Here is a 24,727-nt window from a genome sequence, read left to right as displayed (position 1 = left end):
GTTAATGAAAGTTAATTGGTCAAATTGTACTTTTACAAAAAGGAGACTATTATAATGAGATTATTTTTCAAAACGAAATCCAAACCTACTCTATCGGAATTATTAATTTGTTATTTTGATGAGAACCAATCTTGGCGCAATAAAGAAGATGATTTAGAAGCTTTGGTTAGGTTGGTTGAACTTCTTCGACCGTCAAAAATCAAGAAATTACAAACAATAGACTTACGCGAAATTATTTCTTTTTTAAAAGAAAATGAGTCTTGTCGTGGTCAGTTTTCTGTTTATATAAAAGAGATTCTAAAAGATAAAAAATTCAACAAAATTTTGTCCGACGCTGCGATACTGCAAGACGTTGATTTTATTTTTGAAGTAAAAAAAAGAATATTTTCTAAATTTTTGCCCTATCAGCCACAAAAAAACACTTTAGAATATGTGCTGAATCAGGTGTTTTACAATCGGAATGATGCGCTTTGGATAAATAGGATACGGTCCGGTCAATTGGCTGAATTATATACTCTTTTAGAATTTAAATCAATTTATGAAACTGTAGAAGCTAATTCTAGTTTGTCTGAATTGTTAATCGCAATGTCTTTAATTACGCAAAGAATTAGCGGGAGGGCCATGGAAACAGACGTTCTAAAAATGGTTCCGGAATTTGATGATTTTGAAAGTCCGTTTGGCGCTTTTGAAAAAGAAATACTGCAAATAGGAGATAAAATCAGAAATTCCGATTTGCATTATATAAAAGCGGATGATTTGTCTTATGCACAAGTGCTGGTTTTGCATAGGCAATGTGAGGAGTTTGTTAATAAGGCATTTCATAATAGTTCTAAATATGGAATTTCGCTGCGAGTAAATCAGAATTTATTAAAAATCAGACAACAATTAGATAGATTAAAACATTTAATTCCACTATTGATTATTGAGAAAAAAGCAGATGAAAAGACCAATGGAATAGCTTTGGCTTTGCAACTAATCAGATATAATTGTTATAAAAATAATGTTAGAAAATTCATTGGCGAAAGTACACAATTGATTTCTTATGAAATAACGCAACATACCGCAAAAACAGGGGAACATTATATTACAGAAACTCGAAGTGAATATTTTAAAATGTTTCGAACAGCGCTTGGAGGCGGGTTTATCGTGGGGATTTTATGCATCATTAAAGTTTTGCTTTCTAAAGCGGACACTAGTTTTTTTGGACACGCTTTTTTATATAGTATGAACTATGCTTTTGGGTTCATTGCCATATATCTGTTAGGTTTTACTTTGGCAACTAAGCAGCCAGCCATGACTGCTTCTGCTTTAATAAAAGCATTGGAAGAAGGAGAAGTTAAACAAGGAAAAGATTCTGAAAAATACCAAGCCTTTGCGATTCTTTTTGCACGCGTTTTTCGCTCGCAGTTTATCGCTTTTGTGGGGAATGTGATTATGGCTTTTCCTATTTCATTACTTGGAATATGGCTGATTGATTATACTTTCGATTATAATATTGCAGCTACTAAATGGGAAAATTTACTCATTGACCTAAGTCCTATTCATTCCTTAGCTGTTCTTCATTCTGCTATTGCCGGCTTATTTTTATTTTTATCCGGAATCATTTCTGGAAGTGTAGCCAACAGGGATAAACACAATCAGGTTTATTTTCGAATAGCGGAACATCCGGGACTGAAAAGGAGTTTAGGGAAAGTGAGGGCACTGAAATTAGCAAAGCTGTACGAAAAAAGATGGGCAGGAATTATATCTAATTTCTGGTTTGGTATTTTTATGGGGAGTATTAGTTCAATTGGCTTATTTTTAGGGCTGAATCTGGATATTAGACATATTACTTTTGCTAGCGGGAATTTGGCATTAGGATTGTATGGAGCAAATTACGCGGTCAGTAATTCAATGCTATTTTGGGGAATTTTTGGAATTGGGATTATTGGATTGGTCAATTTTATGGTAAGTTTCAGTCTATCTTTGGGCTTAGCATTTCGTTCAAGAGCCATTTCATTATTTGAGTTGAAATTTGTTGGAACCTCCATTTGGAAGCATTTTAAGTCAAGGCCTATCAGTTTCTTTTTTCCGACAGAAAATAAAAATAAATCAGTAACGGTTGAAAACTATTTGAGTGTAGCGGAAAAAGAATAATTTTAATTCATTTTCAAGAGATTATTTATACAATTGTTATACTATGCAAGGTTTAAATCCAAATAGGAAAATCATACACATCGATATGGATGCTTTCTATGCTTCGGTAGAGCAAATGGATAATCCTTTGTTGAGAGGCAAGCCCGTCGCTGTTGGTGGTTCTGAAAATAGAGGGGTGGTAGCTGCGGCAAGTTACGAAGCCAGAAAATTTGGCGTTCGCAGTGCTATAAGTGGTGCATTGGCAAAAAAGTACTGCCCGGAACTTATTTTTGTCCAACCGCGATTTGACAGGTACAAGGAAATCTCCAATAAAATTAGAAAGATTTTTTATGAATATACGGATTTGGTGGAGCCGCTGTCCCTTGATGAAGCCTATTTAGACGTTACTAAAAACAAGAAAGGAAATCCAAGTGCGTCTTTATTGGCACAAGAAATAAGATTGCGGATACTTAATGAAACAGGCCTAACTGCTTCGGCGGGAATATCAATTAATAAGTTTGTGGCAAAAATAGCCAGTGATTATAATAAACCTAACGGTCAAAAGACAGTTAGTCCAGATGAAGTTATTCCTTTTCTGGAGGAATTGCCTATCAGAAAATTTTATGGAGTAGGGAAAGTTACTACCGAAAAAATGTATCAGTTAGGGATTTTTACCGGTGTAGATTTAAAAAGTAAAACATTGGATTTTCTGGAGAAACATTTTGGAAAATCGGGAAATTTTTACTTTGATGTGGTACGAGGGATTCATAATAGTGAGGTAAAATCAGATCGGATTACTAAATCAGTTGCAGCGGAGCACACTTTTGATATTAATCTTTCGTCAGAAATATTTATGATGGAAAAACTGGAAAGTATTGCGATTTCTCTGGAGAAAAGATTGAAAAAATATGATGTCGCTGGTAAAACCGTCACGTTGAAAATAAAGTTTAGCGATTTTACTCAGCAAACCCGCAGTAAAACGGTGCCCTATTTTATTTCTGATAAAGGATTAATTTTAGAAATCGTGAAAGAACTATTGTTTCAAGAACGAATGAAAGATTCCGTACGGTTATTGGGAATTTCTTTGAGTAATTTGAATACGGAAGAAAAAAAATTCCTCGTAGTACAGTTAAAATTTGCTTTTTAATTTGATAAAAGGATCGTTCAACAATGGTTAAAATTAAATATTTACTATTTTATTTTTAGAAATAAAATTACATTTGACTAAAGTAATCAAAAAATCATGAGCAATTTAAATCAATATGAAGGAGCTATTGTAAACTATCACAATGATTTACGAATTAAATCGCTTCCTATCGTTTGTGTAGATTTTCATTATGAGTTTTTAAAAGAAGTAAAACAATCGTTTCTCGACTTAAAAAGCCTCAAAGAAATTGCGTATCAAAACAGGTGGAAACTTTCGCCGGATTGGGATATTTCTTCGCCAATAAAAGAAGAAGTAATAATCGTTACAGATGCCAAACTAACTATTGTTTTTGCTTCACACAACATGATCAAAATGAATGGCTACGTAGAAGCAGAAGTTTTGGGTAAAAGCCCGAAAATGTTTCAAGGTGAAGTCACCGATAGAATCGTATCGAATGAGATAAGTAGTGCAATACGTTCGCAGCAGTCTTTCGAGAAAACGGTGTTAAACTATAAAAAGAACGGAGACATATACGCTTGTCTGATAAAAGGATATCCCGTTTTTAATTTGAAAGGACAACTCAGTCATTATATTGCTTTTGAGAAAGCAGCATAAAAAACCTTTCTGAAGAGAAAGGTTTTTTAGTATTTTGATAATGATGTTACAATTAGTTTTTGCTGTTCAGTTTTGACAGTAATCTTAAAAACTCAATATATAACCATACTAAGGTTATCATTAAGCCCATTGCACCATACCATTCCATGTATTTTGGCATTTTTTGTTCTGTCCCTTTTTCAATACGGTCAAAATCTAAAAACAAATTTAAAGCTGCGATTACAATCACAAAAACACTGATTCCAATACTCATCATTGAATTACCATAATGAACGGGTACAAAACTGGTAAACATAGAAAACAACCAAGATATTAGGTAGTAAGTCGCAATAGCAAGTGTAGCAGCTACAACAACTGATTTGAACTGCTCTGTTACTTTTACAATTTTATATTTATACAAGCCCAGACACACCATGAAAGTTACAAAAGTGGCTCCAACTGCCTGTATAACGATTCCTGGATACATAGTCTCGAAAATTGCTGAAATTCCGCCAATAAATAACCCTTCAAACAAGGCATAACCGGGAGCTAAATAAGGGGAATATTGTGGTTTGAAAGCAGAAATAAGAACCAAAACTAGACCTACAATAGCTCCACCTATTGCAGGAACTATTGGATTTAGGCCATTAAAAGCCATCCACCAAATCACCATTGCGGAGGCAGTAAGAATTAAAAACAGGATGATACTTTTGTTGATTGTTCCTGCCAAAGTCATTTCTTGATTGTAATCAATTAATGTGGCATTGTGAACTTCGTCTTTTCTGGATAACGCTGACGAAAAAGATTTATTATTTAAAAATGGATTTTTCGAATTGAAACTCATAGTTGATAAGATTTTATGCATCAAATATAAATTTTATTTTACAGAAGAATGTTTATTTATTCTTAATTTTTTATACAAAAAACCCGTCTCATTTTTCTAATGAGACGGGTTTTCATATTTGTTTAGATAGTTTAACTATTCTATTTCAGATACTCTTAAGGTGTTTACCATTCCTTTATCTTTAATAGGCATTGCTGCTAAGTTGATAAGGAAATCGCCTTTTTGTACAAAACCTTTTTGTTTTACAATTTCGTTGATGTCAGTTACTGTATCATCAGTACTTACATCTTTAGTGTACATGAAAGATTTCACTCCCCACAATAAATTAAGTTGGGTAAGAATTCTTTTATTTGATGTAAAAACTAATATATGCGCGTTAGGTCTCCAAGCTGAGATTTGAAAGGCAGTATATCCACTATTAGTCAACGTACAAATCGCTTTTGCTTTGATTACATTAGCCATAGTTGCAGCATGATGACAAATTGTTTTTGTAATAAAACGTTTTGTTTTTATCTGTGGCGTATCTTGTGGTACGTGAATTAAAGGAGAATCCTCAACAGCTTCTATGATTTGAGTCATTTTCTGGATTACCTGAACAGGATAGTTTCCAGTAGCCGTTTCACCAGAAAGCATTACGGCATCTGCACCATCCATCACTGAATTGGCAACGTCATTTACCTCTGCACGTGTTGGTGTAAGAGAAGTGATCATTGTTTCCATCATTTGCGTAGCAACGATAACCGGAATACGAGCTGTTTTAGCTCTACGAATTAATTCTTTTTGAACTAAAGGTACTTCATGTGCAGGAAGTTCAACTCCCAAATCTCCACGAGCAACCATCAAAGCATCGCAATAAGCAACAATTTTGTCAATATTTTCTAATGCTTCCGGCATTTCGATTTTGGCAATAATTGGAATTTTATATTCTGAATGTTCGGCAATTAATTCTTGTAAGTCTTGTAAATCTCGAGGTGTTTTTACAAATGATAAGGCAATCCAATCTACGTTCTGCCCAATGGCAAAAATAGCATCTGCAATATCTTTTTCTGTCATCGCAGGAAGAGATATTTTAGTGTTAGGAAGATTTACTCCTTTTTTAGATTTCAATTCACCACCTTGAATTACTCGCGCTATAACTTCTGTCTTCTTGTCAGTCTCTACAATTTCGAAAATAAGTTTTCCGTCATCTAGCAAAATTCTTTCCCCTGGATTTACATCGTTTGGAAAGTTTTGGTATTTCATGAAAACTTTTTTTGCAGTTCCAATGATATCTTCGGCAGTAGTAAATGTAATTAAGTCTCCATCATTTACAACAACACCTTCTTCCATAACACCTACACGAAGTTTAGGACCTTGCAAATCTCCAAGAATTGCTGTGGTATAACCAAATTCTTCGTTTAGACCACGTATTAAATTTATCTTATTTTTTACATCTTCGTAGTCCGCATGGGAAAAATTCACTCTAAAAACATTTACACCTGCGTCAATCATGTCTTTTATGATCTCTCTTGTACTACATGCAGGCCCAAGTGTGGCTACAATTTTCGTTTTTTTGTTTGTAAGCATTTGTATTAAAAAATTAAATTGTTTTTTGATTTTATTTGATTTGTTTCAACCGTGTAAATGGCCGAAATAGAATCAATTTTGTTTAGTATGGTCTGTATTTTAGATATGTTTATAATATCATCGGTATTTTCTATTTTTAAGAAATAATCAACTTTTTTCAACTCAGGAAGTAAAAAAACTTTGGTCGCCACTTCCATGACTATATTTGAAAATAAATTTTGGTTATTTCCCTCTCTCTGCTGGATAACTTCACTTTTATTTTGAATCAAATTCCACGAAATAGCATTTTCAATGTCGTAGTAATAAAATCTTGAGAAATTTGTTTCTCCTTCTTTTATATTAATTTGAATTTCAGTCTCGTTTTTACTTAGATTAATCGGAAGATTTTGATTAATAAAATAAGCCAGACGATAGTCTTCTAATGAAGTGTGAATAGCAATAAGATAATAATCTATTTCGTCAAATTCGCCAAGATCCAATTTATGAATACCCATTTCTTGCAAAATATGATGTAAATATAGTATTTCTATCGAAGTTTTATCCTCTTCAAATGAGATGTTTGCGTTAATTTATAAACGAAAACGTTATAGTTTTAAGAAAATTGATATTATTTTCTATCCATTTTTTCTTGGAATGCAAAATAGGCGCGTTGAGATGCTTTTTCTTCTGCTTTCTTTTTAGAGGTGGCTCTAGCTTTTGCAATTACTTTATCATCGATGCTGAGTTTAACCCCAAACAAGCGTTGCCCGTCAATTGCATTGTCTTCAAAAATATCATAATGAAATATTTTTTTCTCTTTTTGACACCATTCTATAACTAAACTTTTGTAACTGATAACTTTTCCTTCCAGTCTGGTAATGTCAACGTAAGGAACGATAACTCTTTTTTGAATAAATTTTTCGCAATAAACATAACCTCGATCGAGGTAGATTGCTCCAATTAATGATTCAAATATGTTGCCATGTATATTTTCGCCAAAATGTTGTAAAGGCACTTTGCTTTCTATATACTGGACTAAATTTAGATCCTTTCCTAATTCATTGAGATGTTCTCTGCTGACAATTTTAGAACGCATTTTGGTTAGGTAACCTTCATCACCGGCAGGTGCTTTGCTGAAAAGGTGCGCAGCGATTACGGAACTTAGCATGGCATCTCCTAAAAATTCTAAGCGTTCGTAATTAATTGGATTACCTAAAACGTCCAATCGATTAGAGGAACGGTGCGTGAATGCCTTTTTGTAAAAATCTAAATTTATTGGAGCAAAACCCAGGATTTTCTGGATAGAATCAAAAAAAATCCCGTCTTCTAGAGAACGGGATTTTGAAAATATTTTTCTAATTATACGCATCTAAATTAGATATCTAATTTTTTTACTAATACACAAGCATTATGTCCTCCAAAACCAAAGGTATTACTCATCACAACGTTCATTTCTCTTTTTTGAGGAACATTGAAAGTAAAGTTTAATTTAGGATCTATGTTTTCGTCATCTGTAAAATGATTTATCGTAGGAGGTACGATACCGTATTTTAGTGAAAGTATAGATGAAATTGTCTCTATCGCTCCAGCTGCACCAAGTAGGTGACCAGTCATCGATTTTGTTGAATTCAAATTCATTGTGTAAGCATGTTCGCCGAAAACATGTAATATTGCTTTAGATTCCGCAATGTCTCCAAGAGGTGTTGATGTCCCGTGCATATTTACACCATCGACATCAGTTGCGTTTAATCCTGCATCTCTCAAACAATTCAACATCACATTTTTAGCACCTAATCCTTCAGGATGTGGTGCAGTAATATGGTAAGCATCAGCTGACATACCTCCGCCACCTATTTCGCAATAGATTTTTGCTCCACGGGAAACAGCATGTTCGTATTCTTCTAGAATTAACGCTCCTGCACCTTCACCCAGAATAAAGCCATCTCTGTCTTTATCCATTGGTCTTGAAGCTGTTTTTGGATCATCGTTTCTTGTCGATAAAGCATGCATGGCGTTAAAACCACCCATACCTGCAATCGTTACAGCCGCTTCAGATCCTCCAGTTACCATGGCATCAGCATGTCCTAAACGGATATAGTTGAAAGCATCGATAATTGCATTTGTAGAAGAAGCACAAGCGGAAACAGTTGCAAAATTGGGTCCTCTAAATCCGTATTTTATGGAAATATGACCACATGCAATATCTGAAATCATTTTGGGAATAAAGAACGGATTGAATTTTGGAGTACCATCGCCAGCAGCAAAATTTAACATTTCGATTTGAAACGTTTCTAATCCACCAATTCCAGATCCCCATATAACACCAACTCTGTCTTTGTCTATTTTTTCAAAATTGAAACCAGCATCCAGTACAGCTTCGTCAGATGCAACCATTGCATATTGTGCATAGCGGTCCATTTTTCTGGCTTCTTTTCTGTCTAAGAAATCTTCAGCGTTAAAATTTTTCAATTCGCAAGCGAACTTAGTTTTAAACTTTGAAGCGTCAAAATAAGTTATTGGCGCAGCACCGCTAACACCGTTAATAAGCCCATTCCAATATTCTTGAATGTTATTTCCAATAGGAGTAAGCGCACCTAAACCTGTAACAACAACTCTTCTTAATACCATAATTTTTTATTTTGTTATCTTTAAACAAATAAAACCCACGCTTTCTTCGCTGTAGTAATAGTACAAAAGAGCCATGGGTATTACAATAAATATCTTTTTTGATTGAAATTCAATCGCGAATTTAATTTTAAAAAAAATAATAACACCCGTATACAAGATTGCAAACGGGTGTGTACTTTATTATTTTTTAGCTTCCTCGATGTAAGAGATTGCTTGACCTACAGTAGCGATGTTTTCTGCTTGATCGTCTGGAATTTGAATGTCAAATTCTTTTTCGAATTCCATAATAAGCTCAACAGTGTCTAATGAGTCAGCTCCTAAATCATTAGTGAAGCTTGCTTCTGTTACAACTTCGTTTTCGTCAACACCTAATTTGTCTACGATAATCGCTTTTACTCTTGATGCAATGTCTGACATAATCTTTAATTTTAGAATTTAATTTGTTGGCAAAAATAAAAAACTTTATTTTAAAACAACGAATAAGTTAATAAATGTGACAACTAATTTATAAAATATATTTGACAAAGGCTTCTGAATGTTATTTATTTTCATTTTTTATTCCTTTTTTTGCATAATATAAATGGGTTGAATTATGAAAAAAATTGTCATTTTCGCTTCTGGATCGGGGACTAATGCTGAAAATATTATAAAATATTTTGCTGAAACAAAAATAGGAACCGTTGTTGCTGTATTTACAAACCGCTCGGACGCAAAAGTAATTGAAAGAGCACAAAATTATCAAGTGCCTGCGGTAGTTTTTTCAAAAGACGACTTAAATGAAAGTAAAATATTACAAAAAATAAATACATTTCGTCCTGATCTAATAGTTTTAGCTGGTTTTTTATTAAAATTCCCACAGGATATCATTGAAGCCTACCCGGATAAAATAATAAATATACATCCGGCATTGTTGCCTAAATATGGAGGCAAAGGAATGTACGGGATGAATATTCACAGAACAATAGTGGAAAACAAAGAAAAAGAAACCGGTATTACCATTCATTTTGTCAATGAAAATTATGATGAAGGGAATATTCTTTTTCAAAAAAATATAATCTTGTCTGGTAATGAAACTGCTGAGGAAGTGGCTCATAAAATACATGAATTAGAACAAGAACATTTTCCACAGGTTATTGAGCGATTGTTAGAAAATTAGACTTCTTCAAAAAACTACTGTTTTATAACACAAAATCTAACAATCAAAAAGGGCACCAAGTCTAAAAATCTAAAATGGAACACGACGTACATATATATACTGATGGCGCAGCCAAAGGAAATCCGGGGCGTGGTGGTTATGGTGTTGTTATGGAATGGGTAGGAAAGCCCTATAAAAAGGAATTCTATGAAGGTTTTCGCCTTACCACAAATAACAGAATGGAATTATTAGCTGTAATTGTAGGATTAGAAAAACTTAAAAATCCCAATACTAGAGTTTTAGTAGTTTCAGATTCAAAATATGTGGTCGATTCAGTGGAGAAAAAGTGGGTTTTGGGTTGGGAAAAAAAGGGGTTTGTTGACCGGAAAAACGCTGATTTGTGGAAACGATTTTTGGTTGTTTACAGAAAGCACAAAGTAAACTTCAAGTGGATAAAAGGTCACAATAACCATATTCAAAACGAAAGGTGTGACGAGTTAGCTGTTATGGCTTCGATGCAAAAGCAACTTTCTGTTGATGAATTTTATGAAATAGAAGCGAATAAGCTACTGTAAGTGTCGAATTTTCAGGTATATAAATTGGCAAAACTTTACAATTATTAGTCTTTGCAATTTTACAACTTATGAACTATCTTTGCGCCTTAATTCGAATCTCATAAAATGAATAAATTATTGATTGTTGGAACCGTAGCTTTCGACGCCATTGAAACACCTTTTGGTAAAACTGATAAAATTTTAGGTGGTGCTGCAACTTACATCGGTTTATCTGCTTCTTTTTTTAATTTACAATCTGCAATAGTTTCTGTCGTTGGCGATGACTTCCCTCAAGAATATTTAGATTTATTAACGGATAGAAACATTGATATTTCTGGTATTGAAGTAGTCAAAGGCGGGAAAACATTCTTTTGGAGTGGTTTATATCACAATGATTTAAATTCAAGAGATACATTGGTAACAGAACTAAATGTTTTGGCTGATTTTCAACCTAAAGTACCTCAAGATTTTAAAAATGCTGATGTAGTGATGTTAGGAAACTTGCATCCTTTAGTACAGAGCAGTGTTTTGGATCAAATGGAAACCAAACCAAAATTAGTAGTATTAGATACTATGAATTTTTGGATGGATTGCGCTTTGGCAGAGTTATTGGAAGTAATAAAACGTGTGGATGTTATAACCATTAATGACGAAGAAGCCAGACAGCTTTCCGGTGAATATTCATTAGTTAAAGCTGCTGCATTAATTCAAGCTATGGGACCAAAATACGTGGTAATAAAAAAGGGAGAACACGGTGCGCTTTTGTTTCATAACAAAGAAGTATTCTTTGCTCCGGCATTACCATTAGAAGAAGTCTTTGATCCAACAGGAGCAGGAGACACTTTCGCAGGGGGATTCTCTGGGTTTATAACTCAAAGTGAAAACGTCTCTTTCGAGAACATGAAAAATGCAATTATACACGGTTCGAATTTAGCTTCATTTTGTGTGGAGAAATTTGGAACTGAAAGAATGGTTGGTTTAGAGAAAAAAGAAGTGTTGTCAAGATTGCAACAATTTAAATCTCTAACTCAATTTGATATAGAATTATAATGTTTTGAAACCTCGGAAACGAGGTTTTTTTGTTAAAGCATGGGTTAAGCATATTTATAATTTTTTAGATTAAACAGTTTAGTTTTGAATAATGAAATTCATTGCAAACTAAAACACAACTACAAACAACAACACAATGAGCGACGCTTTACAACACGAATGTGGAATAGCACTAGTTAGACTACTCAAACCGCTTGAATTTTACAAAGAGAAATACGGAACTGCTTTCTACGGAATACAAAAAATGTATCTCCTTATGGAAAAACAACACAATCGTGGACAAGATGGTGCAGGTTTTGCAAGTATAAAATTAGACATGGAGCCAGGAGAACGATACATTAGCAGAGTACGTTCTAACCATGCACAACCTATTCAAGATGTTTTTGCACAAATAAATGATAGAATAAATGAAGAAATGGCGGCACATCCTGAATATGCGGATGATGTAGCTCTTCAAAAAGAAAATATTCCTTACATCGGTGAATTGTTTTTGGGACATGTTCGTTACGGGACTTTTGGTAAAAATAGTATCGAAAGCGTTCATCCATTTTTGCGTCAGAATAACTGGATGCACAGAAACCTGATTTTGGCGGGTAATTTCAACATGACTAACGTAAAAGAACTTTTTCAAAGTTTGGTGGAATTAGGACAGCATCCAAAAGAGATGGCGGATACGGTTACTGTAATGGAAAAAATCGGTCATTTTCTTGATGGCGCTGTAACTGATTTGTACCAGGAATGTAAAAATGACGGATTAACCAAAAGAGAAGCGTCAGCAGTAATCGCAGAAAAATTAGATGTAGCACGAATCTTGACCAGAGCTTCTAAAAATCTAGATGGAGGTTATGCTATGGCAGGACTTCTTGGGCATGGTGATTCTTTTGTCTTTAGAGATCCGGCAGGAATACGTCCCGCTTATTTCTATCAAGATGATGAAATTGTAGTAGTAGCTTCTGAAAGACCGGTTATACAAACCGTATTCAATGTTCCTTTTGAAAAGGTACAGGAAATTGAGCCAGGAAACGCTTTAATAATAAAGAAAAACGGAACTGTTACTATGCAGGAAATTCTTCCGCCAACGGTTAAAAAAGCTTGTTCGTTTGAACGTATTTATTTTTCTAGAGGAAGTGATGCTGAAATATATCAAGAAAGAAAAATGTTAGGAAAACTTATCTTGCCTGCTGTTTTAGAATCAATTGACGAAGACACAGACAATACCGTTTTTTCTTACATTCCAAATACTGCCGAAACCTCATTCTACGGATTGGTTGAAGCGGCTCAGGATTTCTTGAACCAAAGAAAAAATAATTACATTCTTGAAAACAGGAATACATTGACTAAGGATTCTTTACAAGAATTGCTTTCAGTGAAAATCCGTACCGAGAAAGTAGCTATTAAAGATGCAAAACTAAGAACCTTTATCACAGAAGACAGTAGTCGTGATGATTTAGTGGCTCACGTATATGATGTTACTTATGGTGTGATAAAACCAACAGATAATTTGGTTATTATTGACGATAGTATAGTACGTGGAACGACACTTAAAATGAGTATCATTAAAATGATGGATCGTTTGAATCCAAAACGAATTGTAATCGTTTCATCGGCGCCACAAATTAGATATCCTGACTGTTATGGAATTGACATGGCTAAACTGGAAGGTTTAGTTGCATTTAAGGCAGCGCTAGAATTGCTTAAAGAAAGAAACTTATATCATATTGTTGATGAAGTGTATTTAAAATGTAAAGCTCAGGAAAATTATAAAGACCACGACGTAGTAAATTATGTTACGGCTATATATGAACCTTTTCATCCACAGGAAGTTTCAGATAAAATTGCTGAAATGTTGAGTTCTCCTGAAATAAATGCTGAAGTAAAAATAATATTCCAAACGGTAGAAGATTTACATATTGCTTGCCCAAAGAACTTAGGGGACTGGTATTTTACGGGTGACTATCCAACACCGGGTGGTAATCGAGTGGTGAATCGTGCGTTTATGAACTTTTACGAGGGAAAAGATGTGAGAGCTTACTGATAAACGATTGTAATTCAGTAATTAAACGTTTTTATCTGTTATTCATCTAATTTATTTGTTTAGAAGATATAACTACTATAAATTTACTCCACCATATAACATTAGTAGGTTAAGTTTATGGTAGATTTGGGGCAAAAAGGGTGGGAGCAATTCCACCTTTTTTATTGAAATAAAGTCTAGAAATGACATAAATAAAAGCGCCGACTTCAAAATTTGAAATCGGCGCTTTTTGTTTTTAAGATGAAAAAAATAAGTTTTCGAAGTCTTTATTCCTTCATCTTTATTCTGTTTTTATTTCTCTAAAGCATATCTTCTTGAAACTTCCGTCCAATTAATTACATTAAAAAATGCTTCAATATAATCAGGTCTTCTGTTTTGGTAATGCAAGTAATAAGCATGTTCCCAAACGTCCATTCCTAAAATTGGAGTTCCGCCGCAACCTACGCCCGGCATTAATGGATTGTCTTGGTTAGGAGTTCCGCAAACATCTAATTTCCCACCTTTATGAACACATAACCATGCCCAACCAGAACCAAATTGTGTTGCTCCTGCTTTGCTGAATTTTGCTTTAAACTCTTCAAAAGTTCCAAAAGCAGCTTCTATTGCTGCCAACAAATCACCTGTTGGAAGTCCGCCACCGTTTGGAGTCATTACAGTCCAATACAAATTGTGGTTGTAAAATCCACCACCATTGTTACGAACTGGCATGTTTTTCATGTCAAGATTAATCAAGATATTTTCAATAGTTTTGCCTTCTAAATCTGTTCCGGCAATCGCTGCATTGACATTTGTAATGTAGGCGTTATGATGTTTTGTATGATGAATTTCCATCGTGCGTGCATCAATATAAGGTTCTAATGCGTCATACGCATAAGGTAATTGTGGTAATTCAAAAGCCATAATATGATTGTTTAAATTGATTTATAATAATATTTTATTCAAATTTATACATTTAACTTTGTAATCGGAAATTCTATTTCGTTATAATTTCATTAAATTAATTGATAGTATGCTCTTTTTAATTCGATAAGTAATTGTAACGTGCTTATTTTTAGGAGCTATTTCCTGCTTTCCACTGCAATCTTTCTAGTCCCGAACTTGTTTCAGGATCCGGAAATAAGTTCGGGACTAGAAAGGATTTTCACTTCAAACGAAGTTCACTGAACTCCTATGGGAATAAAAGTTGGGTGAAGTAATCAAGGCTAAAAACGATTGTGCTTTACAATACTGTTTTGTTTTTTATCACTGTGACTTTGCGGACTAACTTTATTTTTTTTTGGCCACAGATTATAACAGATTAAAGAAAAAATGAATTGGGTCTATTTGAGAAATCAGTGAAAATCCTTTAAATCTGTGGCAAAAAACAGTATTGGCGTTGGTTAAGGATAGCCACATTATTTTTAATAAAACATTAGAGTTAGAATTTTTTTATCAGGATTGTGCCATAGCCATGCACACGATACTAATTTTAGCTCCTGGAATTTTCATTAAGGCACGAGAACATGCTTCTAAAGTAGATCCAGTTGTAATCACATCATCGATTAAAAGGAAATGTTTATTGTAATTTTTTTCTGTAAACACAACATCAAAAATAGTTTCAATCCCTTCCGTTCTACCTAATAAGTTTTTTTTGGATTGGGTTTTTGAATATACATTTCGAATTAAAAGCGAGTCGTTATAATCCAAATTTAAACTAGAGGAAAGCCCTTCGCCAAAAGCGGTTACTTGATTGTACCCTCTTTGTTTTAATTTTTTTGGATGCAATGGCACAGGAATAATTTCGTCCACGGATTGTAATAAAGCAATTGTTTTTAAATCTTCAGCGTACCATTCGCCTAAAATAGTTCCTATTTCCTCATGTCCTTTATATTTCAAATTATGAATCAGTTCTTGTACAATTCCTTTTTTATGAAAATAAAACAATGCCGAAGTGTGAATTACAGGAATTCGTCCATAAAACTTTTTGAAGGCATCATTTTCAGGGTTCAAGTGATGATTGGTCAACGGAATATCGTGTCGGCAAACCGTACAAATCACATTTTCATTAGATAATAAAAAGGAGCTGCAACCGGAACAGACTTTTGGAAAAAAGAGATTTATAATGCTTTCAAACATGTAATCAAGGATTTATTTATAAAAATAGACAAATCAATGCTTCAATCTTTAACAATTTTCTTTTTTTTAAGTTCACTTTTTATATTTTTGCAGTATTATGGCAAAACAAGAAGATTTATTTAAGAATGTAATTTCGCACGCAAAAGAATACGGATTTATTTTTCCGTCAAGCGAAATTTACGATGGTTTAAGTGCAGTCTATGATTATGCACAAAACGGAGTAGAATTAAAAAAGAATATACGCGAATATTGGTGGAAAGCGATGGTTCAAATGAACGATAACATCGTGGGTCTTGACGCGGCAATATTGATGCATCCAACCACATGGAAAGCATCAGGTCACGTAGATGCCTTCAACGATCCATTGATAGATAACAAAGATTCGAAAAGAAGATATAGAGCCGATGTTTTGATTGAAGATTACGCTGAAAAGCTGAATCAGAAAGCAATCAAAGAAATCGAAAAAGCAAGAGCTCGTTTTGGTGATGCTTTCAACGAACAGGAATTTGTAACTACAAATGCTCGAGTGATTGAGTATAAAGCTAAGGAAAGAGAAATTCTGGAAAGAATGGCTCGTTCACTCGGTAACGAAGATCTTGAAGATGTAAAAGCCTTGATTGAAGAATTAGAAATTGCTGATCCGGAAACTGGTTCTAGAAATTGGACAGAAGTGCGTCAATTTAACTTGATGTTTGGTACAAAATTAGGAGCGTCAGCTGATACAGCGATGGATTTATACTTACGTCCAGAAACCGCTCAAGGTATTTTTGTAAATTTCCTGAATGTACAAAAATCAGGACGAATGAAAGTTCCTTTTGGAATTGCACAAACCGGAAAAGCGTTTAGAAATGAAATCGTTGCAAGACAATTTATTTTCCGTATGCGGGAATTTGAACAAATGGAAATGCAATTTTTTGTGCGTCCGGGCGATGAAATGAGATGGTACGAACATTGGAAAACATCTAGACTAAATTGGCATTTGTCATTAGGACTTGGTAAAGAAAATTACCGTTTCCACGATCATGAAAAATTAGCGCATTATGCCAATGCTGCGGCTGATATTGAGTTTAATTTCCCTTTTGGATTCAAAGAATTAGAAGGAATTCACTCTCGTACTGATTTTGACTTGAAGGCACACGAACAGTTTTCAGGTAGAAAATTACAATATTTTGATGCTGAATTGAATCAGAATTATGTTCCTTATGTAGTGGAAACTTCAGTAGGATTAGATAGAATGTTCTTGGCTGTTTTTGCAACTTCTTTAAAAGAAGAAACATTAGAAGATGGTTCTACAAGAACAGTTCTGAAATTACCATCCGTTCTGGCACCAACCAAAGCAGCAATTTTGCCGTTAGTTAAAAAAGATGGGTTGCCAGATATCGCACATAAAATTGTTGACGATTTAAGATGGGATTTCAATGTGGCTTATGACGAAAAAGATGCTGTAGGAAGACGTTATAGAAGACAAGATGCTCTTGGGACTCCGTTTTGTATTACTGTAGATCATCAAACTATCGAAGATCAAACGGTAACAATTCGCCACAGAGATTCAATGAAACAGGACCGTGTAAATATTGCCGATTTGAAATCAATTATCGAAAATGAAGTTTCGGTAAAAAATTGGTTAATGAAAATGTAAGCAAACTATCGCACTTATAAAAAAATGCTTCTCAATCGAGAAGCATTTTTTGTTTAAAATCGGTAGCCTAACGTTATTCCGCCGCGACCTACAACTTCAGGGCTATTACTGTTTAATAAATTCCTGCCGATTCCTGCGTTTATTTCAAAAACAAATCCTCTTTTTTGTACCCATTTTGCACCCAAACCAAAACCCAAAGCAACATCTGTGAAATTTTTTCCTTCTACAGTATAATAGTTTTGATTTACGGAATCGTATTCTGAATAACTTCCGGTGTTTCCTGAATTAATCATTCCGAACCCTTCTACAAAAAAGCCAGCTGCTGTTTTTTTGCCAAAATAAGATCGGTAGTATGGTGTTAAACTAAATTGTGTGTCAAAATCTTCCTCTTTAACAAAAAATAATGAAACGCCTACTCCAGAATCTTCATTTATTAATCTTTCGTAAGTAATTTCAGCAGCTCCTAATACTAAGAAAAGCGCATTTCCTTTTAATTCATTTCGATTAAAATCGATTGTTCCTTTTTCTTGGGCAAAACCGGATAAAAAAGAAGATAAGCACATTGTAATAAATAGTTTTTTCATAGAATTAGTTTTTTGTTTAAAAGTAAGATAAATTTGTAAAAATAATGCTTTTCTCATTTTATTTAATGTTGGTTAGTTCAGATAAAGTGCTGCTCAAATAATTTACTTTTGTCTTCATCTTAAGTGTTCCTAAGCGGAAAGTTTTTTGTTGCTGCACGAAATGTTTTTTAAGGAATGATTATGATGAATTTAATTTAGAGTTTCTTTCTGAAAATAGAATCATGTACTTTATCGGATTTATTTGCACTTCATCTTAATGTATTAACATTTGTTTAAAACATATTAACAAGATCTATTGAAAAATTGTTAAATGCTTATTTTTAGAAAGTTAACGAGAATATTAAACTAAAAAATTTCTTTTTTAGTTTAATTAGTGTAACCGAACTACTCACATAATTTAATAATTTGAAGTGTAATTTACTTTGGAGCGCTGATAAAATGCCTAACCATAGCAGGAAAAACAATTGATGAATTATTCGTACATTATTATTGACGATAATCAGGAAAGTTTTTTGAATACGAAAGCCGTTGCCGATGGTTTTTCGGAGCTTATTTTTGTGGCAGCAGCAAACAACTATAATGATGGTTTAAATCTCATATTAGAATGTAAGCCGGATTTAATTTTTCTCGAAATTGATCCAATTAATAAAGAAAGCAATTTATCATTAGCTCTTATCAATGAATTATATAGGTTCTTGAATGTAGTTCCGAAAATCATTGTAACAACTACAAGTAAGGATTTAGCTTTTGACGCAATACAATATGAAGTGACGGATTACTTGTTGAAGCCTTTGGTAAATATTGATTTGGTAAAATTGATTTTGAAATTGAATAAATCCCATGCTTCATTTCAGCCACCAAAAGAGCAAACAATTATCCTTGATGAAAAACCAGTTTCTAATACACAACAGCTGCCTATAGTTGATGAAAAACCACTGATATTATGTATAAAATCCTATGGTGACTATAGATACATTGATGCCAAAGATATTTGTTATCTTCAGGCAGATAATAATTCAACCGATATACATCTTAATAATGGTGAAATGATCACTGCGTTCAAAACATTGAAGCATTTTGAAGGAATTTTATCTTTTCCTTTTATTAGAATTCACAACAGTTATATCGTAAATCGCAATTATATTTCCAGAATTCATACTGGAAATACGGTATGTTATATTAAAAATACTACAGTTAAACTACCTTTTTCTAAATCCTATAAGGCAAATGTCGACCAAATTATCTCTGATTTCTCTAACGGGAATTATCTGGAAATTTAAAAAATAGTCATTTACCCTCATTTGAATGTCATTCACTATCAGATGGCTATATTCCACCATATACGCCTTTTTCTGTAGGAAAAATTGAAGTTCCTTATGTAGTTTTACTAAAGAAATTCTTGCTAAAAGAATGGTAATTAACGTAAAATCAAATAAAAACATAAAAATCCCCTATTATGAAAAAAGCAATCTTAACAATCGGTTTATTCTCTTTAGTAATGATATTGACATCATTTACTACATCTAAATCAGATAATGTAAGCATTATTGGTCAAGGTTCTACTTCAGCAGGAAACGTGAAGTTAGATATTATTGGTCAAGGTTCCACTTCAGCAGGGAACGTGAAATTGGATATTATCGGTCAAGGCTCTACTTCGGCTGGGAACGTGAAATTGGATATTATCGGTCAAGGTTCTACTTCGGCAGGAAATGTAAAACTTGACTAATTCTAAAATATAATTTACATAAATAGCAGTAGGCTATCATTTATTTGGTAGCCTTTTTTTATGTCAGTAGTTTTATTTTACTATTTTTGATAAAATTCATTATTGACAATTGAAAAATAAAATTTTTTTATATCAAATATTTTTTCTGTTATTTATTTTTTTTGGATGTTCCAAAAAGAAGGCAGAAGCTATCGTAATAACTTCATCTGAAGATAGTCTTTCTACTTATTTTTCATTAGCAAATGATTTTAGCTTGTCCACAGATAAGAGGCTAGTATTTACTCAGAAAGCTTTTAATATCGTTATTAATCAGGAGAATGATTCTCTAAATAGAGTAAATCTATTCAAAGTAGCCAACCGTTATTATAATATAAACAATTGGAAAGAATTTAATAAAACGGTCCACTTGGTTCTTGATAAGGCAGAAAGTACCAAGGATACTTTTCATTTAACAAAGGCTTACACTTATTTGGGGGATTATTATGATTCTCAATCTATTTCGGACAGTGCTTTTATGTTTTACAATAAAGCAGAAAAGATGTACACCCAACCTAGTGATAATATTGTTTTAAGTAAAATATTAATTAGCAAGGCTAATTTACAGTATAAGATAGGTGGTTTTTTAGGAGCACAAAACTCAGTTTTCAATGTGTTGCGGAAAATTAAAGAAGAAAAGCAAGTGAATAATATCTTATACGATGCTTATAATCTTCTGGGATTAATATATAATGAACTTGGCGAATATGATAATGCTATAATATATTCAAATAAGGCATTAGCAATTAGTGATGATGAAACAATACCTAAGGAATTTCAGTCTAGAGCTAGTTCTTATAATAATATAGGATTTATTTATCTCAATTCTCAAAATTACTTGCTTGCAAAAAAATATTTTGAAAAAGGATTGTATCAGAAAAACTTGCTAAAATATAAGCCAGCTTTATTTGCGGTTCTATCTGATAATTTAGCATATTCTAAATTTAAACTTAACGAAACCGATGGTCTCCCTGATTTATTTTACCAGTCATTGAAACTGAGAGCAAGTTTAAAATTGACTTCAGGAATATTTGTTAGTAAAATACATTTATCAGAATATTTTGCGTCAAAAAGCGATACTGTTAAGGCGATTCAATTTTCTAAACAAGCACTTCTTCTAGCCACAAACACTAGTGTTTCCAGAGATGTTTTGGTAGCTCTTAAACAATTGGCTATTATTGAGCCGGAAAAAGCATCCTCCTATAACAAAGAATATATTCGAATCAATGAAGATTTGCAAAAAGCTGATCGAAAAATGGGCGACAAATTCTCCCGCATCGAATATGAAACTGATCAGATAAAAGACGAGAATACTGATCTGGAAACTAAAAATCGAAATTTGTTATTTGGGTTCAGTGCTTTTGCTGTCTTAGGATTATTTTTATATATCCTAAAAGCTCAAAAAACTAAAAATAGAGAATTACTCTTCAAACAGGAACAACAAAAGGTCAATGAAGAAATATATAATCTTATGATTTCGCAGCAAAGCACCATTGAAACCAATAGGGTGCAAGAGAAAAAAAGAGTTGCGCAAGAATTGCATGATGGGGTTTTGGGGAGAATGTTTGGCGTACGGATGAATCTGGACGGTTTGAATAAATTCAATGATGAGCCAGCCATTAAACAGCGAATTAGTTATCTGTCTGAATTAAAAAATATAGAACAAGATATTCGTGAAATTTCCCATGATTTGAATAGAGAAAAATCAGAATTAATTAATAACTTCGTTGCCATTGTAGATAATTTGCTCGAAGATCAAAAAAAGACGTTCAAGCCCAAATTAATTGCAACGATTGACAGAACTATCAAATGGGAATTAATTAGCAATTCCGTTAAAATAAATTTGTATAGGATTATCCAAGAATCACTTCAAAATATTAATAAATATGCTGAAGCGAATAATATTAAAGTAGAAATAAAAAAAAGGGATGGGGATTTATTTTTAACCATAACTGATGACGGAAAGGGATTTGATGTAAGGAAATCAAAAAAAGGGATAGGCTTGCAAAATATACAATCCCGAACCACAGAATGCAATGGAACTGTTGACATACAATCAAAAAAAGGGAATGGGACAATCATAACGATTGCAGTTCCTTTTGAAAACAAACAAATACTAACACAGGAATGACAATTGCCTCAAATCTAAAGACTACAATAAAAAACAATATACTAATCGTTGATGATCACCCTTTTATTATTGAGGGATACAAAAATGCAATTACAAGGTATAATCCTAAAGACTTTGAGTTTTTAATTAGTCAGGCCAAAGATTGCGAATCGGCATATAATATTATTACTGACCCCGATACGACTGTTTTTGATATTGCTTTTTTAGATATTAGTATGCCTCCTTATGAAGAAAAAGGGATTTATAATGGCGAGGATTTGGCAAAATTGATTTCGGAATATATGCCCAGCTGTAAAATTATTTTACTTACCATGTATACCGAATTACTAAAAATAAAGACTATCATCAAAACAATTAACCCTAGTGGATTGGTTATAAAAAATGATTTGACATTTGATGAATTGATTTTTGCTTTTGATAAGGTAATTAAAGGCAAAACATATTATAGTGAATCAGTTTTGAAAATGTTGAGCTTGTCTGAAGAAGATACTATAGAAATAGATCAATTTGACAAACAAATTTTATTTCATTTATCGAAAGGGACAAAGTTGAATGATATACCGCAGTACATCCCAATATCGTTAGGTGCAATTGAACGGAGAAAAATAAATTTGAAAGAATTATTGAAGGTAGAAGAAGGTAGCGATATCGAATTAGTTCGCGAAGCTAAAAATAGAGGATTGCTTTTTTAGCTTTTGAAAATAATTAAACAAAAAAGACACTGAATACGTGTCTTTTTTGTTTAATAAAAAAATTTATTCTTCTCGGATTGCATCCCAACCACGAGCTTTTAATGCAATTCTTGTGTTGGCTCGAGTTACTAAATGAATTCCTTCACTTTCTTGTGTCATGTGTCCAATGATAGTGAAATTTGGATTTCCTTTTATTTTTTCAAAATCCTCCATAGCAATAGTGAAAAGCAATTCATAATCTTCACCTCCATTTATTGCAACAGTGGTGCTATCGATATTGAATTCCTCGCAAACATTTATAAACTGAGGGTCGATAGGTAATTTGTCTTCATATAAATTACATCCCACTTTAGATTGCCTGCATAAATGCATAATCTCTGATGATAATCCATCCGAAATATCAATCATTGAAGTTGGTTTTATTTCTAAAGCATGCAACAAAGTGCGCACATCTTTTCGTGCTTCTGGTTTTAATTGACGTTCTATCAAATAAGTATAAGCATCCAAATCAGGTTGTGAATTTGGATTCACCTGAAAAACTTGCTTTTCTCTTTCTAAAACCTGTAAACCCATGTATGCAGCACCAAGATCACCTGTTACCACTAATAAATCAGTTTGTTTTGCGCCATTTCTATAAACGATCTCTTCCTTATCAGCTTCGCCAATAGCAGTAATACTAATTATTAATCCTTTTTGTGATGAGGTAGTATCTCCACCAATAACGTCTACTTTGTATTCGTTGGCCGCATGTGTAATTCCTGCAAATAATTCGTCTAAGGCTTCTAACGGGAAACGATTGGAAACTGCAACAGAAACCGTGATTTGTGTTGCTTTGGCATTCATCGCACAAATGTCTGAGATGTTTACAACGACTGCCTTGTATCCTAAATGTTTTAAAGGCATATAAGCCAAATCAAAATGTACACCTTCAATCAATAAATCCGTAGAGATAACGACCTTTTTATCTTTGAAATCCAAAACTGCAGCATCATCGCCAATCCCTTTTAGAGTAGAAGGCTGATTGATTTCAAAGTTTTTTGTCAAATGGTCTATCAATCCAAATTCACCTAATTGAGCAATACTTGTACGTTGTGGGGTTTTATCTTCGATCATTATTTTTTATTGTTTTGAGGTTGCAAATATACAAAGAAATTTTCGCGCTGAATTGCATCAATTTTTGCCGATTTTTTCGCATCTTTAAATTATTAAACTTAAAAAAATGAAATCATTTGATATCGTTACTATTACAGTTAACTCGGCTTTAGACAAAAGTACTCACTTTAGAGGTTTGGTTCCAGAACAGAAAATACGCTGTGATGAACCGCGGTTTGATGCTGGTGGAGGGGGAATCAACGTATCTAAGGCAATCTCGCGTCTAGGCGGAACTTCTTTAGCTGTCTTTACTTCTGGGGGGGCAACAGGTAAAATGCTTGAAGAATTGGTTGCTAAGGAAGGAATTGCCTTTGAAGCTGTTGCCGTTGAGAGTTGGACCAGAGAAAGTTTTGTTGCCGTGGATGACAATACCAATTCTCAATACCGTTTTGGATTTACCGGCGGAAAAATTTCCGATGAAGAAAGCGACAGAATACTAGAAACCATAGCAGCTTTAAAACCAAAATTTTTAGTAGCCAGCGGCAGTTTGAATGAAGGTTTATCTGTTAATTTTTATTCGAAAATTGCAGAAATCACAAAAAAATCAAAGGCTAAATTAATTGTGGACACGTCAGGCGAAGCATTAAAAAAGGCGTTAGAAGTAGGTGTTTATATGATAAAACCCAATGTTGGTGAACTTGCAAAACTGATTGGCGTAGAGCGATTGGAGCTGGAGGAAGTAAATGAAGCCGCAAAACAAATCATAGCTAAAGGTGGCGCCGAAATCGTAGTCGTTTCTCTTGGTCCACAAGGTGCGGTGTTGGTTGCAAAAGATGTTTACGAGTTTGTTCCTGCTCCCAATGTGGCCAAAAAAAGTACTGTAGGTGCCGGAGACAGCATGGTGGGAGGAATGGTTTGGGCACTTTCGCAAAATAAAAGTCTGAAAGAAGTCATTCGTTGGGGAGTTGCTTGCGGATCGGCAGCGACCATGAACGAGGGAACCCAATTGTTTAAATCCGAAGATGCTAAACGATTGTTTGAATGGTTGAAGAATAAATAAAAACA

The 24,727-nt window shown here is 33.6% G+C and carries 23 protein-coding genes; 13 read left to right on the top strand and 10 right to left on the bottom strand.

Annotated elements, in window-relative coordinates:
- Positions 1-54 precede the first annotated feature (54 nt).
- From BUC23_RS10215 to BUC23_RS10205, 3 genes are all read left to right on the top strand, one after another.
- Positions 55-2,136 (top strand): recombinase, encoded by a 2,082-nt coding sequence (locus BUC23_RS10215; RefSeq protein WP_073209127.1) that lies wholly within the window; start codon positions 55-57, stop codon positions 2,134-2,136.
- A gap of 43 nt (positions 2,137-2,179) precedes the next feature.
- Positions 2,180-3,262: a DNA polymerase IV gene (gene dinB, locus BUC23_RS10210; protein WP_073209125.1), complete on the top strand. Its 1,083-nt coding sequence runs from the start codon at positions 2,180-2,182 to the stop codon at positions 3,260-3,262.
- 96 nt (positions 3,263-3,358) lie between these two features.
- The gene (locus tag BUC23_RS10205; protein ID WP_073209123.1) at positions 3,359-3,877 is read left to right on the top strand and encodes a PAS domain-containing protein; all 519 of its coding nucleotides are present in this window, start codon (positions 3,359-3,361) and stop codon (positions 3,875-3,877) included.
- A gap of 52 nt (positions 3,878-3,929) precedes the next feature.
- Here BUC23_RS10205 and BUC23_RS10200 read toward each other — a convergent pair whose 3' ends face one another.
- The 6 genes from BUC23_RS10200 to BUC23_RS10175 all read right to left on the bottom strand — a co-directional run bounded on the left by BUC23_RS10200 (position 3,930) and on the right by BUC23_RS10175 (position 9,290).
- Positions 3,930-4,700 (bottom strand): Bax inhibitor-1/YccA family protein, encoded by a 771-nt coding sequence (locus BUC23_RS10200; protein ID WP_073209121.1) that lies wholly within the window; start codon positions 4,698-4,700, stop codon positions 3,930-3,932.
- 135 nt (positions 4,701-4,835) lie between these two features.
- Entirely contained in the window at positions 4,836-6,266 is a 1,431-nt protein-coding gene (pyk, locus tag BUC23_RS10195; RefSeq protein ID WP_073209119.1) for a pyruvate kinase, read from the bottom strand.
- A 5-nt stretch (positions 6,267-6,271) separates the two neighbouring features.
- The gene (locus BUC23_RS10190) at positions 6,272-6,760 is read right to left on the bottom strand and encodes an IPExxxVDY family protein (protein ID WP_073209117.1); all 489 of its coding nucleotides are present in this window, start codon (positions 6,758-6,760) and stop codon (positions 6,272-6,274) included.
- A gap of 113 nt (positions 6,761-6,873) precedes the next feature.
- Entirely contained in the window at positions 6,874-7,614 is a 741-nt protein-coding gene (locus tag BUC23_RS10185) for a ribonuclease III family protein (RefSeq protein ID WP_073209115.1), read from the bottom strand.
- Between the two features lie 5 nt (positions 7,615-7,619).
- Positions 7,620-8,873 (bottom strand): beta-ketoacyl-ACP synthase II, encoded by a 1,254-nt coding sequence (gene fabF, locus BUC23_RS10180; protein ID WP_073209114.1) that lies wholly within the window; start codon positions 8,871-8,873, stop codon positions 7,620-7,622.
- A 180-nt stretch (positions 8,874-9,053) separates the two neighbouring features.
- On the bottom strand, positions 9,054-9,290 hold the full coding sequence (locus BUC23_RS10175) for an acyl carrier protein (RefSeq protein WP_007137004.1): 237 nt from the start codon (positions 9,288-9,290) through the stop codon (positions 9,054-9,056).
- Positions 9,291-9,465: 175 nt separating this feature from the next.
- Between BUC23_RS10175 and purN the strand changes: the two genes are divergently transcribed.
- From purN to BUC23_RS10155, 4 genes are all read left to right on the top strand, one after another.
- Positions 9,466-10,029 carry a phosphoribosylglycinamide formyltransferase gene (gene purN, locus BUC23_RS10170; protein WP_073209112.1) on the top strand — a complete coding sequence of 188 codons (564 nt, stop codon included), beginning with the start codon at positions 9,466-9,468 and terminating at the stop codon, positions 10,027-10,029.
- Positions 10,030-10,103: 74 nt separating this feature from the next.
- Positions 10,104-10,583, top strand: coding sequence for a ribonuclease HI (rnhA, locus tag BUC23_RS10165; RefSeq protein WP_073209110.1), 480 nt, complete (start codon positions 10,104-10,106; stop codon positions 10,581-10,583).
- Positions 10,584-10,688: 105 nt separating this feature from the next.
- On the top strand, positions 10,689-11,612 hold the full coding sequence (locus BUC23_RS10160) for a PfkB family carbohydrate kinase (protein WP_073209108.1): 924 nt from the start codon (positions 10,689-10,691) through the stop codon (positions 11,610-11,612).
- A 136-nt stretch (positions 11,613-11,748) separates the two neighbouring features.
- Entirely contained in the window at positions 11,749-13,647 is a 1,899-nt protein-coding gene (locus tag BUC23_RS10155; RefSeq protein ID WP_073209107.1) for an amidophosphoribosyltransferase, read from the top strand.
- 291 nt (positions 13,648-13,938) lie between these two features.
- On the opposite strand, the gene BUC23_RS10150 is transcribed toward BUC23_RS10155, so the two are convergent.
- A complete protein-coding gene (locus BUC23_RS10150; protein ID WP_073209105.1) occupies positions 13,939-14,547 on the bottom strand; it encodes a superoxide dismutase in 609 nt (202 codons plus the stop codon).
- Between the two features lie 531 nt (positions 14,548-15,078).
- Positions 15,079-15,762, bottom strand: a complete 684-nt coding sequence (locus BUC23_RS10145; protein ID WP_073209103.1) for a ComF family protein — start codon at positions 15,760-15,762, stop codon at positions 15,079-15,081.
- A 97-nt stretch (positions 15,763-15,859) separates the two neighbouring features.
- Here BUC23_RS10145 and BUC23_RS10140 point away from each other — a divergent pair, with 97 nt between their 5' ends.
- Entirely contained in the window at positions 15,860-17,401 is a 1,542-nt protein-coding gene (locus BUC23_RS10140) for a glycine--tRNA ligase (protein ID WP_073209102.1), read from the top strand.
- Between the two features lie 53 nt (positions 17,402-17,454).
- On the opposite strand, the gene BUC23_RS10135 is transcribed toward BUC23_RS10140, so the two are convergent.
- Positions 17,455-17,985 (bottom strand): hypothetical protein, encoded by a 531-nt coding sequence (locus tag BUC23_RS10135; protein WP_073209251.1) that lies wholly within the window; start codon positions 17,983-17,985, stop codon positions 17,455-17,457.
- Between the two features lie 467 nt (positions 17,986-18,452).
- On the opposite strand from BUC23_RS10135, the gene BUC23_RS10130 reads away from it, so the two are divergent.
- The 4 genes from BUC23_RS10130 (at position 18,453) to BUC23_RS10115 (ending at position 22,570) form a co-directional block, all read left to right on the top strand.
- Positions 18,453-19,265 (top strand): LytR/AlgR family response regulator transcription factor, encoded by an 813-nt coding sequence (locus BUC23_RS10130; protein WP_073209100.1) that lies wholly within the window; start codon positions 18,453-18,455, stop codon positions 19,263-19,265.
- A gap of 176 nt (positions 19,266-19,441) precedes the next feature.
- Complete coding sequence (locus tag BUC23_RS10125; protein WP_073209098.1) at positions 19,442-19,711, top strand: 3-oxoacyl-ACP reductase; 270 nt, start codon at positions 19,442-19,444, stop codon at positions 19,709-19,711.
- Between the two features lie 109 nt (positions 19,712-19,820).
- On the top strand, positions 19,821-21,878 hold the full coding sequence (locus BUC23_RS10120) for a tetratricopeptide repeat-containing sensor histidine kinase (RefSeq protein WP_073209096.1): 2,058 nt from the start codon (positions 19,821-19,823) through the stop codon (positions 21,876-21,878).
- On the top strand, positions 21,875-22,570 hold the full coding sequence (locus BUC23_RS10115) for a response regulator (protein ID WP_073209094.1): 696 nt from the start codon (positions 21,875-21,877) through the stop codon (positions 22,568-22,570). Before BUC23_RS10120 ends, BUC23_RS10115 begins: the two co-directional genes overlap by 4 nt.
- Before the next feature lie 63 nt (positions 22,571-22,633).
- On the opposite strand, the gene thiL is transcribed toward BUC23_RS10115, so the two are convergent.
- The gene (gene thiL / locus BUC23_RS10110; protein WP_073209092.1) at positions 22,634-23,683 is read right to left on the bottom strand and encodes a thiamine-phosphate kinase; all 1,050 of its coding nucleotides are present in this window, start codon (positions 23,681-23,683) and stop codon (positions 22,634-22,636) included.
- Positions 23,684-23,789: 106 nt separating this feature from the next.
- Here thiL and BUC23_RS10105 point away from each other — a divergent pair, with 106 nt between their 5' ends.
- The gene (locus BUC23_RS10105) at positions 23,790-24,722 is read left to right on the top strand and encodes a 1-phosphofructokinase family hexose kinase (protein WP_073209090.1); all 933 of its coding nucleotides are present in this window, start codon (positions 23,790-23,792) and stop codon (positions 24,720-24,722) included.
- Positions 24,723-24,727: the final 5 nt, after the last annotated feature.

Origin of the sequence: Flavobacterium xinjiangense, from assembly GCF_900142885.1 — a bacterium.
In the GTDB taxonomy this organism is placed as follows: domain Bacteria; phylum Bacteroidota; class Bacteroidia; order Flavobacteriales; family Flavobacteriaceae; genus Flavobacterium; species Flavobacterium xinjiangense.
Note: the sequence above shows the minus strand (reverse complement) of the source record. Positions and strands in the feature narration are given on the sequence as shown.

Coding starts and splice junctions, on each gene's coding strand:
- rnhA (WP_073209110.1), top strand. CDS start 10,104: ATGGAACACGACGTACATATATATACTGATGGCGCAGCCAAAGGAAAT.
- BUC23_RS10175 (WP_007137004.1), bottom strand. CDS start 9,290: ATGTCAGACATTGCATCAAGAGTAAAAGCGATTATCGTAGACAAATTA.
- fabF (WP_073209114.1), bottom strand. CDS start 8,873: ATGGTATTAAGAAGAGTTGTTGTTACAGGTTTAGGTGCGCTTACTCCT.
- purN (WP_073209112.1), top strand. CDS start 9,466: ATGAAAAAAATTGTCATTTTCGCTTCTGGATCGGGGACTAATGCTGAA.
- BUC23_RS10105 (WP_073209090.1), top strand. CDS start 23,790: ATGAAATCATTTGATATCGTTACTATTACAGTTAACTCGGCTTTAGAC.
- BUC23_RS10130 (WP_073209100.1), top strand. CDS start 18,453: ATGAATTATTCGTACATTATTATTGACGATAATCAGGAAAGTTTTTTG.
- BUC23_RS10185 (WP_073209115.1), bottom strand. CDS start 7,614: ATGCGTATAATTAGAAAAATATTTTCAAAATCCCGTTCTCTAGAAGAC.
- dinB (WP_073209125.1), top strand. CDS start 2,180: ATGCAAGGTTTAAATCCAAATAGGAAAATCATACACATCGATATGGAT.
- BUC23_RS10125 (WP_073209098.1), top strand. CDS start 19,442: ATGAAAAAAGCAATCTTAACAATCGGTTTATTCTCTTTAGTAATGATA.
- pyk (WP_073209119.1), bottom strand. CDS start 6,266: ATGCTTACAAACAAAAAAACGAAAATTGTAGCCACACTTGGGCCTGCA.
- thiL (WP_073209092.1), bottom strand. CDS start 23,683: ATGATCGAAGATAAAACCCCACAACGTACAAGTATTGCTCAATTAGGT.
- BUC23_RS10205 (WP_073209123.1), top strand. CDS start 3,359: ATGAGCAATTTAAATCAATATGAAGGAGCTATTGTAAACTATCACAAT.
- BUC23_RS10190 (WP_073209117.1), bottom strand. CDS start 6,760: ATGGGTATTCATAAATTGGATCTTGGCGAATTTGACGAAATAGATTAT.
- BUC23_RS10160 (WP_073209108.1), top strand. CDS start 10,689: ATGAATAAATTATTGATTGTTGGAACCGTAGCTTTCGACGCCATTGAA.
- BUC23_RS10215 (WP_073209127.1), top strand. CDS start 55: ATGAGATTATTTTTCAAAACGAAATCCAAACCTACTCTATCGGAATTA.
- BUC23_RS10145 (WP_073209103.1), bottom strand. CDS start 15,762: ATGTTTGAAAGCATTATAAATCTCTTTTTTCCAAAAGTCTGTTCCGGT.
- BUC23_RS10140 (WP_073209102.1), top strand. CDS start 15,860: ATGGCAAAACAAGAAGATTTATTTAAGAATGTAATTTCGCACGCAAAA.
- BUC23_RS10155 (WP_073209107.1), top strand. CDS start 11,749: ATGAGCGACGCTTTACAACACGAATGTGGAATAGCACTAGTTAGACTA.
- BUC23_RS10200 (WP_073209121.1), bottom strand. CDS start 4,700: ATGAGTTTCAATTCGAAAAATCCATTTTTAAATAATAAATCTTTTTCG.
- BUC23_RS10150 (WP_073209105.1), bottom strand. CDS start 14,547: ATGGCTTTTGAATTACCACAATTACCTTATGCGTATGACGCATTAGAA.
- BUC23_RS10135 (WP_073209251.1), bottom strand. CDS start 17,985: ATGAAAAAACTATTTATTACAATGTGCTTATCTTCTTTTTTATCCGGT.
- BUC23_RS10115 (WP_073209094.1), top strand. CDS start 21,875: ATGACAATTGCCTCAAATCTAAAGACTACAATAAAAAACAATATACTA.